General features: G+C 51.3%; 15 protein-coding genes. 5 read left to right on the forward strand and 10 right to left on the reverse strand.

Features of this window, described 5'->3' with window-relative positions; genetic code table 11:
* Window positions 1–2 precede the first annotated feature (2 nt).
* Window positions 3–926 (reverse strand): LysR family transcriptional regulator, encoded by a 924-nt coding sequence (locus FEE96_RS08765; RefSeq protein WP_138163005.1) that lies wholly within the window; start codon window positions 924–926, stop codon window positions 3–5.
* Between the two features lie 120 nt (window positions 927–1,046).
* On the opposite strand from FEE96_RS08765, the gene FEE96_RS08770 reads away from it, so the two are divergent.
* Both FEE96_RS08770 and FEE96_RS08775 read left to right on the forward strand, forming a co-directional pair.
* Entirely contained in the window at window positions 1,047–1,733 is a 687-nt protein-coding gene (locus FEE96_RS08770; protein ID WP_138162662.1) for a glutathione S-transferase family protein, read from the forward strand.
* A gap of 569 nt (window positions 1,734–2,302) precedes the next feature.
* Complete coding sequence (locus FEE96_RS08775) at window positions 2,303–2,701, forward strand: MAPEG family protein (RefSeq protein ID WP_138162663.1); 399 nt, start codon at window positions 2,303–2,305, stop codon at window positions 2,699–2,701.
* On the opposite strand, the gene FEE96_RS08780 is transcribed toward FEE96_RS08775, so the two are convergent.
* From FEE96_RS08780 to FEE96_RS08805, 6 genes are read right to left on the reverse strand one after another with little or no spacing between them, the layout of a single operon-like run.
* Window positions 2,678–3,397: an HAD family hydrolase gene (locus tag FEE96_RS08780; protein WP_138162664.1), complete on the reverse strand. Its 720-nt coding sequence runs from the start codon at window positions 3,395–3,397 to the stop codon at window positions 2,678–2,680. The genes FEE96_RS08775 and FEE96_RS08780 overlap by 24 nt on opposite strands.
* 3 nt (window positions 3,398–3,400) lie before the next feature.
* Window positions 3,401–4,240, reverse strand: coding sequence for an alkaline phosphatase family protein (locus FEE96_RS08785; RefSeq protein WP_138162665.1), 840 nt, complete (start codon window positions 4,238–4,240; stop codon window positions 3,401–3,403).
* Window positions 4,240–5,874 carry an ABC transporter ATP-binding protein gene (locus FEE96_RS08790; protein WP_138162666.1) on the reverse strand — a complete coding sequence of 545 codons (1,635 nt, stop codon included), beginning with the start codon at window positions 5,872–5,874 and terminating at the stop codon, window positions 4,240–4,242. Before FEE96_RS08790 ends, FEE96_RS08785 begins: the two co-directional genes overlap by 1 nt.
* Complete coding sequence (locus FEE96_RS08795; protein WP_138162667.1) at window positions 5,874–6,686, reverse strand: ABC transporter permease; 813 nt, start codon at window positions 6,684–6,686, stop codon at window positions 5,874–5,876. Before FEE96_RS08795 ends, FEE96_RS08790 begins: the two co-directional genes overlap by 1 nt.
* Entirely contained in the window at window positions 6,683–7,642 is a 960-nt protein-coding gene (locus FEE96_RS08800; RefSeq protein WP_138162668.1) for an ABC transporter permease, read from the reverse strand. The genes FEE96_RS08795 and FEE96_RS08800 overlap by 4 nt, the downstream gene beginning before the upstream one ends.
* A 15-nt stretch (window positions 7,643–7,657) precedes the next feature.
* Complete coding sequence (locus FEE96_RS08805; protein ID WP_138162669.1) at window positions 7,658–9,217, reverse strand: ABC transporter substrate-binding protein; 1,560 nt, start codon at window positions 9,215–9,217, stop codon at window positions 7,658–7,660.
* A 262-nt stretch (window positions 9,218–9,479) separates the two neighbouring features.
* On the opposite strand from FEE96_RS08805, the gene FEE96_RS08810 reads away from it, so the two are divergent.
* Complete coding sequence (locus tag FEE96_RS08810) at window positions 9,480–10,247, forward strand: DeoR/GlpR family DNA-binding transcription regulator (protein WP_138162670.1); 768 nt, start codon at window positions 9,480–9,482, stop codon at window positions 10,245–10,247.
* A gap of 92 nt (window positions 10,248–10,339) precedes the next feature.
* On the opposite strand, the gene FEE96_RS08815 is transcribed toward FEE96_RS08810, so the two are convergent.
* Genes FEE96_RS08815 through FEE96_RS08825 form a run of 3 tightly spaced genes read right to left on the reverse strand, consistent with a single transcriptional unit; the run spans window position 10,340 to window position 13,826 of the window.
* On the reverse strand, window positions 10,340–11,818 hold the full coding sequence (locus FEE96_RS08815) for a heme biosynthesis protein HemY (RefSeq protein ID WP_138162671.1): 1,479 nt from the start codon (window positions 11,816–11,818) through the stop codon (window positions 10,340–10,342).
* Between the two features lie 10 nt (window positions 11,819–11,828).
* A complete protein-coding gene (locus FEE96_RS08820) occupies window positions 11,829–13,061 on the reverse strand; it encodes a COG4223 family protein (protein ID WP_246079370.1) in 1,233 nt (410 codons plus the stop codon).
* A gap of 51 nt (window positions 13,062–13,112) precedes the next feature.
* Window positions 13,113–13,826, reverse strand: a complete 714-nt coding sequence (locus FEE96_RS08825) for a uroporphyrinogen-III synthase (protein WP_246079371.1) — start codon at window positions 13,824–13,826, stop codon at window positions 13,113–13,115.
* Window positions 13,827–13,914: 88 nt separating this feature from the next.
* Between FEE96_RS08825 and tsaD the strand changes: the two genes are divergently transcribed.
* Window positions 13,915–15,012, forward strand: coding sequence for a tRNA (adenosine(37)-N6)-threonylcarbamoyltransferase complex transferase subunit TsaD (gene tsaD, locus FEE96_RS08830; RefSeq protein WP_138162674.1), 1,098 nt, complete (start codon window positions 13,915–13,917; stop codon window positions 15,010–15,012).
* Complete coding sequence (locus FEE96_RS08835) at window positions 15,009–15,971, forward strand: NAD(P)H-dependent glycerol-3-phosphate dehydrogenase (RefSeq protein WP_138162675.1); 963 nt, start codon at window positions 15,009–15,011, stop codon at window positions 15,969–15,971. Before tsaD ends, FEE96_RS08835 begins: the two co-directional genes overlap by 4 nt.

The raw sequence follows: 15,971 nt of genomic DNA on the forward strand, positions 1-15,971 counted from the left end.
ACTCATTTGGTCAGAGAGCCTTTGGAAGCATCATCAATGTATGCCTCACCGCTAAGTAGGGCGGAATAGAGAGCAATGCGTGCCTTAATAAATTCACTAAACAGACGAACACGCTTGGTTTTACGCGTTTCACCATGCGTCAGTACCCACAACGTTCCATAATATTTGCTAGTGCTTCCAGCAACCCGAGCCAAAGAGCGATCCAGGTCGCCGACAAAGCAGGGCAAAATGGTCACCCCCATCCCTGCCCGTACAGCAGAAAGCTGAGAGGCCATGTCGCTGACATTTATCGGCGGACCACCAATTTCCAGGTCTGGGTTGGCTGCCCAGGAAGGTGCTGGACCATCTTCTTCCTTCAAAATCCACCTAGCTGAGCATTGTGGATTGTTAAGAATTCGATTTTGAAATTCACGCGAGATGTAAACGCTGCGATGAACATCCTGTAGACGCGTTCCAAACAAGTGCGGCGGCAAGGTCAGCTGATCGTAAACAAGCCTTATAGCCAGATCAGCCTGCCTAGTTGTCAGGTTGACGGCCTCGTATGACGTAGCAATTTGTAATTCAATTTCAGGATGAAGCTGGGTAAATGCTGCAAAGTCGGGCATCAATAGCTCGCTAGCCAGTGACGGTGGCAAGGCAACTCTTAGTGGACCGGTTAGGTTTTGATCTCTGGCGAACACCCGTGTTTGAAGCAACGACGAGTCTTCGTCCATGGAAATTGCCAGATCTAGAATTTCCTCACCTGCAGGTGTCAGCTTGTATCCTGAAGGTAGTTTTTCGAATAGTAGCGCGCCCAGCTGTGCTTCTAGATTCGACACCCTCCGTAAGACCGTAGAGTGGTTTACACCCAGTCCTACCGATGCGCCTCTGACCGAGCCAGATCGGGCAACTGCCAAAAAGAATCGTATGTCATCCCAACTGTCCATCGGTTGATTTTTGCACCACCGTTCTGAGTTTTTCCAGAATAGATTGGGAAATTTGAACACGATACCGTTCTGGCAGACGCAATGGATAGTCCATCTGCGCACCAACAACGGATTGTAACAATGCTAGATCTTTACTCTGACGCGACTCCAAACGGTTTGAAAATTTCGATTGCGCTCGAAGAAATGGGGCTCGATTATCGTATGCACCAGATATTTTTGGGCGGTGAACAAACAACACCAGATTTCACTACAATGAACCCAAACCAAAAGATTCCGGTGTTGATTGACGATGGTTTTGTCTTAACCGAATCCGGTGCGATCTTGCTTTACCTCGCTGAAAAAACCGGGCTATTCCTGCCCGAAGACCCAAAGAAACGAGCTGCAACCATCGAAGCATTGATGTTTCAAATGGGTTCTTTGGGGCCAATGTTTGGTCAGTATCTGGTTTTTGCAGCTGCTTGGGGAAACAAGTTTCCTGCGGTCACCACCCGGTATTTTGGCGAGGTTTCACGCATTATGGGTGTATTGAACACCCGGCTTCAGGGCCGTGACTATCTAGCAGGCGACGAGTTTACAATTGCAGATATGGCCGTTGCACCCTGGATTCGCCTATGTGAAGTCCATCCTGCCTGCGCGGAGCTACCCCTGTTAAAAAATGACAATCTTCTTCGCTGGTGGACACAAATTTCTCGTCGACCAGCCTTGCAAAAAGGTTTGTTGAACCCTGAACCATTTGCACCGGAGAAACAATTCGACGGCTTTGTAAAGGCTGTGGTCGGATTGGGCGAAATCCACTCCATTGCTTAAGCCCGTACTAAATTGGGCAGAGTGGGCACCTGCCCCTCTGCCTATCTCAGCGAGTTTTAGCCTAGGACGACTGAAGCTCACCAACAAATTGGTCAGGCGCAGACAGTGGCTTTCCAACCGGCAAGCATCACCTGAGCTTTAGTCTTTCGAAGACTGTTCAAACGTCTTTGCTTGTGAGGATCAACCTTTCGTGAGCTGGTTTCTAGATGCGCTCTGCGACGTTGCAATTACTATCCAGTCGGATAGATATGTCAATAATATCCAGCCGGATAGAATGAAGCACAGCAGTGAGGATTTACGTGAACAAAAGAAGATCAACAAAAATGGATTCGGGTTTTCTATTCAGAAACATTGGTCGGGCAGGGCGCACTGCAACGGTTGCGAGAGAATGTAGAACTGCTGCAGGCCACTCACAGCAACCGAAAATGTTCAATGTTAAGCCACCCAGGCAAGCCTTCTCAACTTAACCACCAACAGGGTCCCCATGCCCTGAAGCCTCACGTTCTGGTCAAAACACTGGTCCGGATCGAAGTTAATCTGACCGACACCTTTAAAACAAGGAACTGCCTATGACCCTTATCACGGCGCTAGTACTTTTTGGACTTCTCACCCTCATCATGCTGGGGGTTGAGATCTTCTTTACCTATGCCACCCAAGGTTTTGGCTATGGGTTTTCAGCAAATAGGGGGCCAGTTGAACGTTCACCTCTAGCCCTCCGTATTCAACGCGCGTATCAAAATCAGATTGAAGCTACCGCATACGGGGTCCCAGTTCTGGCCGCCGCAGTCGTTGCTGGATTGCAGGGAACGGGCCCTGAGATGGCAGCGCTCATATTTGTTGCTGGCAGAACTGCGTTTGCGGTGTTGTACTACTCCGGCGTGACATTCATCCGCGTCCCGGCCTTTTTGATGGGCACGCTTTCGACTTTCTATATCGCTTACGCACTACTCACCTCGGGTATGGTTTAGCAAGAAGTCAGGCAATTCTGCGACCGAACTCAGAACGATATTCGCAGTTGTTTCCAGTTCGGTTCTGGTGGCAGGACCTGTCAAAACCCCAACACAGAGTCCTGCCCCGGCATTGCGGCCACAGTGCATATCATGGGTGCTGTCGCCAACAAAAATGATCTGGTCTGGTGTCAGTCCGTTTAGTTCGCAGAAGCCGTGTATCATACCTGGGCCTGGTTTGCGCCCGTACCCGCTATCAGAGCCACAGACAAAATCGAACAACGGTGTAACTTCGGCTTCAGCCAATTGATTGATTGCGCCTTGTTCATAATCATTGGTCGTCACACCCAGCTTTAGCCCCTGTGCTTTCAACATTCTCATAACCTTATTCAGGTCACAGGTTGGCACCAACGGTAGAGAGTTGAGTTCCTGCCGGGTCAACGTCTCAACAGCAGCCAAATCATGATTAGGTGCTAGATTGGCCCACGCCTCGTCAACTTCACCAGCGCTTGCGCTCACGATTAAAGAGCCCGTTTTGAATTGTCCCGCATGGCGATCGTAGCCCACAGTTTCTGCTAGGAGATCTTTCAGGGCCTCATCTGTGCTTGCCAAATGGGAAATCATGCGATCACAGAACGTTCCCCAAGTCGCAGTAAAACTGAACAGCGTTCCATCCTTGTCAAACAAGACCGCCTTATATTCCGAAGGTTTAGGCATTAATTAGTCCGCGCTCAAGAAAGACTGCGCCCGCATCGTTTCAGGCACTTGGGCGCCGAGACGCTGCAAAATTGTTGGTGCAAGCTGTCGCTGGTCAAGCAGCGTATCTGTCGGGGCGCCTTTAGCCTCGCCAAAGTAGTAGATCGCAAAATCCTGCTGCGAGGCCCCGCGTCCACCGTGATGCCCGCGTTCGTTTTGTCCGTGATCAGCAGTCACCATGACTTCATAACCCGCTTTGCGCCAACGAGAGATATACGGAGCAAGCTTCTCATCCATGTGGAAAATTGCTTGATCCATTTCCTGGCAATCATGACGGAACCTATGCCCCATACTGTCGAGGGTGCAGGTATGTAGGATCCCGTAATCAATTCCATAGCGTTCTGTCAGCATCGTCAGTGTAGCAAATAAGTCTGCATCAGAAGGTGTTGTCTGATTGATCAGATTATACCCAGTCATCGTATGAAATCGGCCATGGTTGATCGTAGCGCTTTCAGCTTCATCATATTCTAGATCACGCACTGGATCGAATGGGGATCGGTTGAAAAACTCAGACCAAAACGAATGCGTTACAGCTCCGGTGGTGCGCCCAGCCTTCCGAGCTTCACTGAAGACATCAGGCATATCAACGCGGAACACATTGTCATTGCCGGTCACACCATGGATCGCCGGAGCCACCCCAGTATGGATTGAAGCATAGCAACTGGCCGAAGTTGAAGGCAGAACAGAACGCATCGTCCACTTCCGGGCTTCACCCGAGTCTACCCACCCCTCAAGGTTACCAAAAAGGGTCCAATTGTTCAGCGGAACACCATCCAAGATGATCAGCAGCAGCTTATTTTGCATCAGTTTCCAGCGCTTTCCATTTTGCGGTGTGCAATCACATCTTCCAACCAACCAGATTTCATTTCCGGCACAGAGGACAACAATAGATCTGTGTAATCGTCAAAAGGTGGTGATAACACCTGTGACTTTGGTCCATAGCGGACGACTTTCCCGCGATGCATCACAGCGATTGTATCCGCGATAGATTTTACTGTCGCCAGATCATGGGTGATGAACAGATAGCTTACCCCCTCAATCTTTTGCAGGTTCAGCAACAGCTTGAGAATGCCATCTGCAACCAAGGGATCAAGCGCCGAGGTAACCTCGTCACAGATAATCAGCTTGGGTTTGGCAGCCAACGCCCTTGCAATACAAACTCGCTGTTTCTGTCCGCCAGATAGCTCAGCCGGATAGCGACTCAGAAACTCCGGGCCCAATTCTATTTCGTCCATCAGTTCTCGAACACGCTTGTCGCGCTCGCTGCCACGTAAACCAAAGTAGAATTCCAAGGGACGTCCAATGATCATAGCAATGGTCTGACGTGGGTTCATCGCGACGTCAGCCATTTGATAGATCATCTGCAGCTCGCGTAGATCTTCTTTGCTGCGTTCAGCAAGTGTCTGCGTCAGCCCACGCCCATCAAATGTAATCTCTCCACTTCGCTGCGGTAGCAATCCGGTGATTGTTCGAGCCAGCGTCGACTTTCCTGAACCGGATTCTCCAACTATTGCCAATGTTTGACCGGGCCGTAACTCAAGCGAAACATCGTCTAAAACATCGAATTTGGTGCCCGGGTATCGGGCAGAAATACCGTCGACTTTCAGGACAGGCGCATCAGTTGGGAGTTTTTCCGCATGCTCGGCAGAACGAATTGAAACAAGCGCTTGAGTGTAGGCCTCTGCTGGCCGGTTAATGATCTGCTCAGTGTCCCCATATTCAACGGTATTGCCATTCTGTAAAACCATGATCTGGTCAGAAACCTGCGCAACCACAGCAAGATCGTGAGTAATATACAGCGCACCAACCCCGGTATCGCGGATTGCTTCCTTTATTGCCGCCAAAACATCAATTTGTGTCGTGACATCAAGCGCCGTTGTTGGTTCGTCAAAAACCACAAGATCTGGCTGAGGGCATAGAGCCATCGCAGTCATCACACGCTGCAGCTGTCCCCCAGACACCTGATGTGGATAGCGATCACCAATTGTTTCAGGTTCTGGCAAGCCGAGTTTGCGAAACAACGTCACTGCTCGTTCTTCGGCTTCTGATTGGCTGCACAAGTTGTGCTGGATGCAACTCTCAGTCACCTGGGTCATTAGCTTTTTAGCAGGGTTAAACGACGCCGCAGCCGATTGAGACACATAGGTCACCACATGACCGCGCAGCTTTCGCAGGTTCCCCAACGAGTCTTTCAGGATATCGCTACCGTTGATAAAAACCTCACCGCCGGTGATTTCTACCCCTCCTCGACCATAGGCCAGTGCGGAAAGACCAATGGTTGATTTTCCTGCTCCAGACTCACCGATCAAACCCAGCACCTGACCTTTTTTCAGATCGAAACTAACACCGTGGACAATTTCAATATCAAAGGGATCGCCGTCTGGCGGTATGACATGTGCACCAATTTTCAGATCACGAACGCGCAGAAGCTCAGACATTACCGGCCCCCTTTCAAACTGGTGGTACGGGACAAGACCCAGTCAGCCACAAGGTTCACAGAGATTGCCAGGGTAGCGATGGCAAATGCCGGGATCAGCGCAGCAGGGATACCATAGACGATACCTTCTTTGTTTTCTTTCACGATACCGCCCCAATCGGCTTCAGGTGGTTGAATACCCAGACCTAGGAAAGACAATGTCGAGACAAACAGCACCATGAAAATGAAGCGCATGCCCAGCTCTGCTACTAGTGGCGACAGGGCATTTGGCAGGATTTCCCGAAACACAATCCAAGGTGTACCTTCGCCACGTAAACGTGCAGCTTCGACATAATCCATCACATTGATGTCCTGAGCCACTGCTCGAGCCAGACGATAGACACGGGTGACGTCCAATAGCCCCATCACCAGGATAAGAACCAATATGGTGACTGGCATAACTGACAACACAACCAAGGCAAAAATCAGCGTCGGAATTGACATGATCAGATCAATAAACCGCGACAGAGCCATATCAACCCAGCCTCCGACAACCACAGCTGTCAGCGCCAAAATGGTTCCCAATGTGAAGGACAAAATCGTCGCGGCTAGTGCGACGAATATTGTCGTCCGACCACCATAAATCATCCGACTTAGAAGGTCTCGGCCAATTCCGTCAGTACCAAGAAGATATTTCGAAGACATTGGTTCCCAGACGTCTCCAACAATTTCTCCGACACCGAAGGGGGCAATTAGTGGCGCGAACAATGCTGCCAGAAAGTATGCCGCAGTGATGACAAGGCCGATCAAAGCGCTAGTTGGAATACGGGTCATTTCGGATGCCTCAGTCGCGGGTTAGCCAATATGGCAATGATATCAGCCGTCGTGTTCAACAGGATATAAACTGCTGCAAAAATCAGACCTGTGGCTTGAACAACCGGCACATCTCGCTTGGACACATGATCGACCAGATACTGTCCCATGCCCGGATAAACAAAGACAACCTCAACCACGACCACGCCTACTACCAGGTAAGCAAGGTTCAACATTACCACATTTACAATTGGTGAAATGGCATTGGGCATGGCATGGCTAGCGATAATTCGAAACGCCGATAGGCCCTTCAGCTCCGCCGTTTCAATATACGCGCTTTCCATCACGTTCAGAATGGCTGCCCGCGTCATCCGCATCATATGAGCCAACACGACAAAAGTTAGCACGATGACCGGCATAGCAACGGCTTCAAACCGGTCAAAAACACTCATATCCGGACGCACAATTGCAACCGAAGGTAACCACTGCAGTTTCACAGCTACAAAGTACATTACAATATAGCCGAGGATAAATTCAGGGACCGAAATCGTTGCCAATGTGATCGCTGAGATCATTTTGTCAGGCCAGCGATTGCGGTAACGAACGGCCAACAAGCCAAGGAAAATTGCCAACGGAATAGAGACTACCGCAGCGCAGGCCGCCAGGAAAAGAGTGTTTTGCAGACGACCTGAGATTGATTCAGCGATGTCTTTGCCATTTGTCAGGGCGGTGCCAAGATCACCCTGCAATGCATTGCCAAGCCAGCTGAAATAGCGATTCAGTGCTGGTTCGTTTAGGCCAAGATCACGACGAAGGTTCGCCAGTGCCTCTGGCGTAGCTGATTGACCTAGAATTGATTGCGCCACATCGCCAGGCAGGATTTGCGTGCCGATAAAGATGAGTACCGTTGCCGCCAGAAGCAACAAAAGTCCCAGCGCTATGCGCTGGGACACCAATTTGATCACGACAAAAGACATCTGTCCGAGGTCCGCTTATTCGAACCAAGTCTTGGATGCGATGAACCCGTCCATCATCTCTGCGTTCGGATTAGCCTCCCATCCAGCGACCTTCGCCGAAACACCATCGATGAACTGGTTGAACATCGGGTTGATCAGGCCACCCTCTTCATTGAGCAAGCGCCCCATTTGGCCGTAGACGTCCTTACGCTTGTTTTCGTCCAACTCAGCACGTGCCTGAAGCAGCAGGTCATCAAAATCTGCGTTTTTAAAGCGAGTGTCGTTCCAGTCAGCCGTGGACAAGTATGCGGTAGTGTACATTTGATCTTGTACCGCACGGCCACCCCAGTAAGACGCAGCAAACGGCTGTTTGTTCCAAACTTCGGACCAGTAACCATCAGCTGGCTCGCGTTTGATCTCAAGTGGGATGCCCGCTGCCTGAGCGCTTTGCTGGAACAAGGCGGCAGCATCAAGTGCGCCCGCAAATGCCGCATCAGAAACACGTAGAACGATCGGTGATCCATCGTGACCCGAGGCTGCGTAGTGCTCACGCGCCTTATCAAGATCAAATTGACGCTGAGGGATGGTTTCATCAAACAACGGATAGGCGTCATTAATCGGAGTGTCGTTGCCAACGGCACCATAACCATTGAGAACCTTTTCCACCATTTCCTCACGGTTGACGGCATACTTCAGCGCCAGCCGCAGATCTTTGTTATCAAATGGAGGTGTATCCACGTGCATCACAAAGACATAGTGGCCACGACCGGAAGTAGTTTCGATGCTGATGCCTGGAGCGCGGCCAAACAATTTTGCTGTTTTTGGCGAAACGATATTGATTGCGTTGACTTGTCCAGACTGCAGCGCAGCAGCACGGGCGGTGTCATCATTGATGACAATGATTTCATAAGTGTCGTAATGGCCGCGGCTATCATCCCAATAGTCAGCGAACTTTTCGAACCCATGGCGTGCGCCAGGCTCGTTTTCCGTAATCTTATATGGTCCAGTTCCGATACCAGCAGTCGGATCATCCATGCCGCCATTCGGCTGAATCACAAGATGGTAATCTGCAAGAAGGTAAGGCAGGTCCGAGCTGGCAGTGGTCAAATTAACGGTGAAAACACTGCCTTCAACTGACATGCTCTCAATGCCACGCATAATGCCAAGAGCACCGGATTTAGAATCTTCGTTGGAATGGCGTTCCATGGTTTTCAGCACATCCTGTGCTGTCATTGTCTCACCGTTATGAAACTTCACACCGGAACGGATTGTGAAATGCCAAGACTGACCATCATCCGTTGCTTCAACGCTTTCTGCCAGGCGGTATTCAAGTCCTCCGTCGGGTGCGACGTTGAGCAATGATTCACCCCAGCCACGCAAAATATTGAACGGAACTTGGCTGGCAGACAGGGCTGGATCCAATGAGTTTGTGCTTTCGCCGCCTTTAAGGCCAAGCACGAAGTGCCCACCTTTTACAGGCTCAGCAGCTTGAACAGGATGAACCTGGCCAAGAACGGCAGCAAAGCTGAGCGCACTTGTGTAGCCCAGGAAGGCTCGGCGGGACATACGGGTAGATTTAGTTTTAGAAATTGACATTAGATCCTCCTTGCCATGACTTTTTTCGGTCAGTGAATACTAGACCACCGAAAGCCATGTTGGCGTTGTTGTTCCGCACATCGCCTTCGGCGGTTTGCGATCTTCTTTTTGTAAGTTACTTTACATTTTTTGTCACATCTTTAACAATGTATGTCAACAGCCTCACGAATTTGAAATTTTATTCCCCTGAGGAAGCTCAACTTGACATTGTGAGACCCTACAGATCCTCACTGCGGAAATCATAATAGGAAAGGGTTTTTTGATGTCGGTCGGGAAAAAAGGCGTCCGTCAATCTAAACTGTTAAGTTACCTAAAAGAATCCGGCTATGAATCGCTAGAACAACTGGCCACAAAACTATCGGTGTCCGAACAAACCATCCGACGAGACATTACTGAGCTGGACCAAAAAAAACTTGCTCGCAGAACACATGGTGGTGTTGCGTTTTTCGGTGGGTTGGACAGTCAAGATTATTTGAGACGTCGGTTTGAATCCAAGAATACCAAACAAAGAATTGCTCAACGCGTCGCAGAAATGGTGAGCGACGGGGACAGCATTTTCCTTGATGCTGGGACTACCTGCGTCGCGGTTGCCGAAGCTCTTAATGTTCGCGAAAATCTAAAGATTGTTACTTACAACCTTGGCGCAGTAATTGCGTTGAAAGACCGGACTGATTTTACAATGGCCATCCCTGGCGGCTTTATTCGCCATATAGACGGATCTGTTATTGGTGACTTCAGTACAGACTTCATCCGTCGCTTTCATTTTGACGTTGCCGTAATATCTGCCAGCGGAATTGATACAGACGGCACTATGGGTGACGATAACCACTGGGAAGTCGCCAATGTGCGTACCGTGATGGAACGGTCTGCACGAACCGTTTTAGCACTGGATTCAACTAAGTTCTATCGCGCCGGACTGGTGCCCCTTGGGCCAATATCAGATGTGGACGCTCTGGTTACAGACACTCTGCCAGATGGAAAACTCCGAGAAATCCTTCTGCAAGGGACCGACACAAAGATTTCCGAATAAGTTTCCCCGTATGGGAACATTACACACTCCACCATTCAGCAGAGATCAGTGTTTGCGGCGCAAAAATTGTTCTTATGCGCCGTAAAGGAAAACTATTTTGCTTTCTGATCGCTGATCACAGCATCTGGTATAACTGGCTTGATTATCACCAGTTCAGCCTCTTCGGCGCTTTCATCTGTCAAAGGTTGTTCAGCTTGGACGCCAACAATCAACGGTAACATATGTACACCCGTAGCACTGGCAATTTCAGGGGTGTCCGGAGTAGTCCAGGTCATGGTATCAAAGCTGGAACAATGCTCACAGACCGGCGCCCAATGGGCATGGATGTGGTGACAACTGTCACAAATCCACTGCGGACCCCGTGGTGCATTCAAGGCGCGCGCTAACCAACCCTGCACCACTGCATCCGAGGCTCCCTCGCCACGTTCAATTGCGGCCATCAAAGTCAATGCCCGAGCATCTGGGGCACGCTCGAACAAATCACCCAAAACTCTGCGCGCTTCGGGGAAATCCTCAGCCACGATATGTAATTCCGCCATCACCAACTTGGTTTCATCATGCTGCGGCTGCAGCTTCGCTAGTTGTGCAAATCTAACAACCCGCTGTTGCGCGGTCTCTTCTGGCTCAATTTCGGCAAAAGCGTGCGCCAAATCTGGGTGGGGCTGCGCCCCCCAAGCCTTCTTTAACACCTGAGCGGCATTCCGTTTTTTACCCTTTGCAATATGCGCCCGAGAGGCCATAGCGGCCGCAGGCACCAGGTCGGGAGACAATCGGTTTGCCTCAATAGCCTGCTCTTGTTGTTGCAGTGTGGCACCTTCTGCAACGATGGCCCCAGCAGCTGACAAGGCCAGTACCGCGTCTCTCCGTTTGAATACATCACGCGGCAACATGCCGGTCTTTAGTTTGGTCGCCAGAGTACTGCGAGCCCCAGCCCAATCTTGAGCCTGAGCTTGCAGTCTCAGCAAAGTATCCTGCACTTCTTCATGTTTGGGCCGCATTGCAATTGCTTTTTCGGCCAATTTGAGGGCTGTCTCGGTATCACCTTCGGACAGCTTTTGCTTCATGATCCCGCGCACTCCAACAAACCGAGTGGCTTGGTTGCTAATAAGCCTTTTATAGACTTCGGCAGCTTTCTTGGTGTCTCCGGAAAGTTCCGCAGCTTGCGCAGTTAACAGATCGGTCAACTCAGGTTTTTGCAGAAACTTTTCGGCCCGCGCCGCCTTCGCCATTGCCAAGCGTCCTTCTCCCGAAGCGATGGCCATCAAGCCATCAGCGAGCGCCTGATATCCTTTACGCTCGCGACCCTTGTCAAAGTAGCGGCTCAATGCAGTGTCATCGCCGTTCAAAAATTTCAATGTTGCCACCAAAAGCGACATCAGCTTCAAGAACACCCAAACCAATCCAACCAATACCATCAGCGCTATGACTGACTGCAACGCGCCGAAGGTATACTCAGTGCCTGCAACAGTGATTTGCACACCACCTGCAGTTTCCATTAAAATTCCACCGCCAAAGGCCATAAGCGCAATGAGGGCAACAAAAACGAGAATTTTCAACAATGACCAGAGCATGGCAGCTCCCTTAATTGGCGTTCAGGCTATGGGCCAGGGCATCGACAGCGGCGACGGCGTCCTGGCGTGTTTTGGCGTCAGTTTCCCAGTCCAGCATGACTGATCGAGCGGACTCAGGCAGCGTTTGAATCTCGGCCAAAGCCCGGTCCAAATCACCTGTGGAAATAGCTGCTTCTGCACGGGATAGAATGGCGTCCGGATCGTCGCCATCGCGTGGTTGGACAGATCGTGCTCCAAGATGTCTCTGGGCATAAGCCAACAGACCGCCACTACCGGAGCTGTCTTCGCGCGCAACGGAAAGCGCCTCACGGGCGGCAGGGACAAAGTCACTTGTTAGATTGGTCAAAGTCGCAACACCCTGATCGGCAGACACAAGCAAGGCCTCCGGGACCGTGACGCCGACGCTTTCAAGCTCGGTCAGGATCGAACCATACGCAGTTCCAGAATCCAGGTTCGAACGCAGGCGCGCCACCATAGTCTGGGCGCTGGCAATGCGGGCTGCTTCTGCGCTGGCAGCGTCCAACGCCTGGGCTTCAGCAACCATCCGTTCAACATCTTGACGTTGTGCAATCAAGCTCTCTTGCAGTTTAGATAGCTCTGCCTCATAGGCCGCCACTGCCGCTGGAGAGGCACCCTCACTTATTGGCCTTTTTTCCAAGTCACTTAACCGTTTCGTCAGCGTGGTAACATCATCTGACAGTGCCTCAAGCTGCGCCTTGGCAGAGCTCCAGCTTGCCTCCAACGGAGCAATCTGAACAGAAATTTCCGCAATCTGTGTCGTGACACCGGATAGGTCAGGGGTCTTGCTGGATTCAACCTGCACCTGCAACGCCGCAAGAGCTTCGTTTATTTCGGCCTGATCCCCAATCAAGAGTCTAAACTCTTTTGCCGATACGGATTTTAGACTTTCTGGCAAAATTGGGTTCAAAAACTGCGTCTGAGCAGCAACAAATCCAAGCCCGGCGGCTATCGCCCCCCCCAAAATGGCCATACCAAAGCCACCCCGCTTCTCAACCACGCGCTCAACGCTGATTGCAGGCTCGGCAGGAATTGAATCGGCGGCAACCGGATCCTCATCGACCTGAGTACTTTCAACCTCAGACTCATCCTCAACAATTAGTGCCGGCTTAGCGCCCACACTGTCATCCAAAACCTCAACCTGCGCTTCCGGCATATCAGCCTTGTTTAGATCGTCGTTGGGGCTTGTCTCACTCACCAGATCGGAATTATTTTTGTCAGCCACGCCAGCCTCCCAGCCGATTCTCAAAATTCTTACGCTCGAATCTGAGCGACACTACTGCGCCAACCCGCCGCTCTCAACCCGCACTAGTTGCTCTGCAACTTGACGAACCGATCGCTGCATAGACAGCGCTTCAGGGTTCATACATATCTTCAAATCTTTATATTTCAATAGCTTGAGATGGTTTGCGACGGCGTCACTCATTGCGATCAGGTGGATTGGGGCACCCTGTGGGCAAAGATCGGCAAATTGTCGCGCAGTACGCGGCGAAAAAAGTGGTACCACCAAATCCCTTGATAAAGACAGTGCGGTCGACGCTTCGTTGGTCAGGGGTAACACTAGCTGATCATAGATCACTTGCTCTCGGCAATCTAAGCCTGCTTCTGACAGCCTAGCAGCGACATCACCACGCGAATGCTGCCCACGCAGATGCAACATTCTCCCGCTGGGTCTACGCTTCAGCAAGTCAGAAACCAGATCATCCGCAGTCATGCCGCAGAATTGAGACTGCCATCCCGCTTTCTCCGCCGCCAATGTTGTGCGCTCGCCAAGACAATATGCGCGTAGACTAACACGACCCAGGGACCTTGCTGCTACCGACACGCCATTCGAAGAAGTGAAAACAACGGCGCTGAACCCTTCCAAGTCGATTGTTTCATTCAAAGGCTGCACTTTAAGTAAGGGCGAATAGATTACCTCCAAATCACCAATCAGCGCAGCCGGTAGCTCTGACACAAAGCGCTGTGCCGCATCATATGGTCGTGTCATTAGCAGGCCCACCATACCGCTCTCCCGGGATTGTTTGCACTTTGGTAAGGTGGTAGCTGCGGGTCCATTGTGATGCAACGGTAAGACGATGACACGAACACTGACCATTCTGGGAATTGAGAGTAGCTGTGACGATACGGCAGCTGCAGTAGTGCGGCAGGTTGATAGCACGTTGCCGGAGGTCTTATCTTCAATCGTGTTCGGGCAAAGCGAATTGCACAATGCCTATGGTGGCGTGGTACCAGAAATTGCTGCCCGCGCTCATGCTGAAAAGTTGGATATCTGCGTACGGCAAGCTTTGGATGCGTCCAGGCAAAAGCTGAATGAACTAGATGCAATTGCTGTGACCGCCGGTCCTGGGCTCATTGGTGGAGTCATGTCGGGCGTCATGTGCGCCAAAGGTATTTCAGCCGCCACCGGATTACCGTTGGTCGGGGTCAATCACCTAGCAGGCCACGCACTCACGCCAAGGCTAACCGATGGCATTTCTTATCCCTATTTAATCTTGCTCGTCTCTGGCGGTCACTGCCAATATCTAATTGCGCGTGGACCCGACGACTTCACCCGCCTTGGCGGCACCATTGACGACGCTCCAGGCGAGGCATTTGACAAAACTGCTCGCTTGCTGGGGTTACCACAACCCGGCGGACCAGCAGTTCAGGCCGAGGCCGCTTTTGGCGATCCGAAGCGGTTTCGATTTCCGCGACCAATGCTGGATCGCCCGGACTGCAACCTATCCTTTTCGGGATTGAAAACTGCGTTGATGCGAATGCGTGACCAGGTCGCCGCCCCAAAGGGGGGGCTAACCCGTCAAGATCGCGCCGATCTATGCGCTGGATTTCAGGCTGCCGTCGTTGACGTTTTAGCTGCCAAAACTCGACGCGCCATAAGTCTATATTTGTTGGAAAACCCTGCAACTCCCACCTTGGCTGTTGCTGGAGGTGTAGCTGCAAACACTGCAATACGTTCCAAGTTAGAGACTGTTTGTACCGAAATGGGCGCCTTTTTCACCGCTCCGCCACTGCAACTTTGCACAGATAATGCAGCTATGATTGCCTATGCTGGATTGGAACGCTTTAAAGCTGGGGCATCAGATGGGATGGACCTAACTGCACGACCACGATGGCCCTTGGATCTAAATAGCCCGTCAATGCTTGGCAGCGGTCGCAAAGGTGCCAAGGCATGAGCGTTTCTGTCCTAGGAGCAGGAGCCTTTGGCACGGCTTTGGCGATCTCTCTTGCGAGTAATGGTCCAGTGAAATTGTGGGCCCGCAATCAGGATCTGGCTTCGGACATACAGACCACGCGCGTCAACAAGAGCCGACTACCCGGAGTCGTTTTGCCTGACGATCTAACTATCACATCAGATTTAAACGCTGCGGTGGATAGTCGGATCTTGTTGCTAGCTGTACCAATGCAAAAGCTACGCACTGTACTGGAACAAAACAGCCAATCTCTGAGCGATAAAACTCTGGTGGCTTGCTGCAAAGGGATAGAATTGAACACCGGTATAGGACCTATTTCGGTGATACGCGAATCCTTACCTGATGCGCGCCCAGCGCTATTAACCGGACCCAGTTTTGCCGCAGACATTGCCCGTGGCCTCCCGACTGCGCTGACCTTGGCCTGCGAGGACGCCAATCTGGGCAAATTGTTGCAACAGCAGCTGACCACCACAAATTTACGCCTATACCGAACCACTGATACCATAGGCGCCGAACAAGGTGGCGCGTTGAAGAACGTAATGGCGATTGCCTGCGGTGCGGTGATTGGTGCGGGGTTGGGTGACAGCGCGCGAGCCGCATTGATGACCAGAGGTTATGCAGAAATGCAGCGAATGGCCATGGCATGTGGTGCCCGGCCTGAAACTCTGGCGGGTCTATCTGGGTTTGGCGATCTGACATTGACCTGTAGCTCTGATCTATCGCGCAACTACCAGCTTGGACTGGCAATTGGCCGTGGGGAAACATTTGATCCGTCAGTAACCGTCGAAGGGGCAGCCACCGCACGCGCCGCCGCCGCAAAGGCCGATGAAATGAAAATCGACATGCCAATCACCCAAACGGTAACCAATTTGGTCAGCCAGCGCTTGACGATTGCCGATGCAGCGGCTCAATTATTAGCAAGACCATTAAAAGAGGAATAA

It is taken from the genome of Parasedimentitalea maritima, assembly GCF_005771405.1.
Classification (GTDB): Bacteria; Pseudomonadota; Alphaproteobacteria; order Rhodobacterales; family Rhodobacteraceae; genus Parasedimentitalea; species Parasedimentitalea maritima.

Excerpts from the sequence above, each read along its gene's own strand:
- FEE96_RS08780 (WP_138162664.1), bottom strand. The coding sequence starts at position 3,397 with ATGCCTAAACCTTCGGAATATAAGGCGGTCTTGTTTGACAAGGATGGA.
- FEE96_RS08770 (WP_138162662.1), top strand. The coding sequence starts at position 1,047 with ATGCTAGATCTTTACTCTGACGCGACTCCAAACGGTTTGAAAATTTCG.
- tsaD (WP_138162674.1), top strand. The coding sequence starts at position 13,915 with ATGACACGAACACTGACCATTCTGGGAATTGAGAGTAGCTGTGACGAT.
- FEE96_RS08765 (WP_138163005.1), bottom strand. The coding sequence starts at position 926 with ATGGACAGTTGGGATGACATACGATTCTTTTTGGCAGTTGCCCGATCT.
- FEE96_RS08800 (WP_138162668.1), bottom strand. The coding sequence starts at position 7,642 with ATGTCTTTTGTCGTGATCAAATTGGTGTCCCAGCGCATAGCGCTGGGA.
- FEE96_RS08775 (WP_138162663.1), top strand. The coding sequence starts at position 2,303 with ATGACCCTTATCACGGCGCTAGTACTTTTTGGACTTCTCACCCTCATC.
- FEE96_RS08815 (WP_138162671.1), bottom strand. The coding sequence starts at position 11,818 with ATGCTCTGGTCATTGTTGAAAATTCTCGTTTTTGTTGCCCTCATTGCG.
- FEE96_RS08835 (WP_138162675.1), top strand. The coding sequence starts at position 15,009 with ATGAGCGTTTCTGTCCTAGGAGCAGGAGCCTTTGGCACGGCTTTGGCG.
- FEE96_RS08805 (WP_138162669.1), bottom strand. The coding sequence starts at position 9,217 with ATGTCAATTTCTAAAACTAAATCTACCCGTATGTCCCGCCGAGCCTTC.
- FEE96_RS08785 (WP_138162665.1), bottom strand. The coding sequence starts at position 4,240 with ATGCAAAATAAGCTGCTGCTGATCATCTTGGATGGTGTTCCGCTGAAC.
- FEE96_RS08810 (WP_138162670.1), top strand. The coding sequence starts at position 9,480 with ATGTCGGTCGGGAAAAAAGGCGTCCGTCAATCTAAACTGTTAAGTTAC.
- FEE96_RS08795 (WP_138162667.1), bottom strand. The coding sequence starts at position 6,686 with ATGACCCGTATTCCAACTAGCGCTTTGATCGGCCTTGTCATCACTGCG.
- FEE96_RS08790 (WP_138162666.1), bottom strand. The coding sequence starts at position 5,874 with ATGTCTGAGCTTCTGCGCGTTCGTGATCTGAAAATTGGTGCACATGTC.
- FEE96_RS08825 (WP_246079371.1), bottom strand. The coding sequence starts at position 13,826 with ATGACACGACCATATGATGCGGCACAGCGCTTTGTGTCAGAGCTACCG.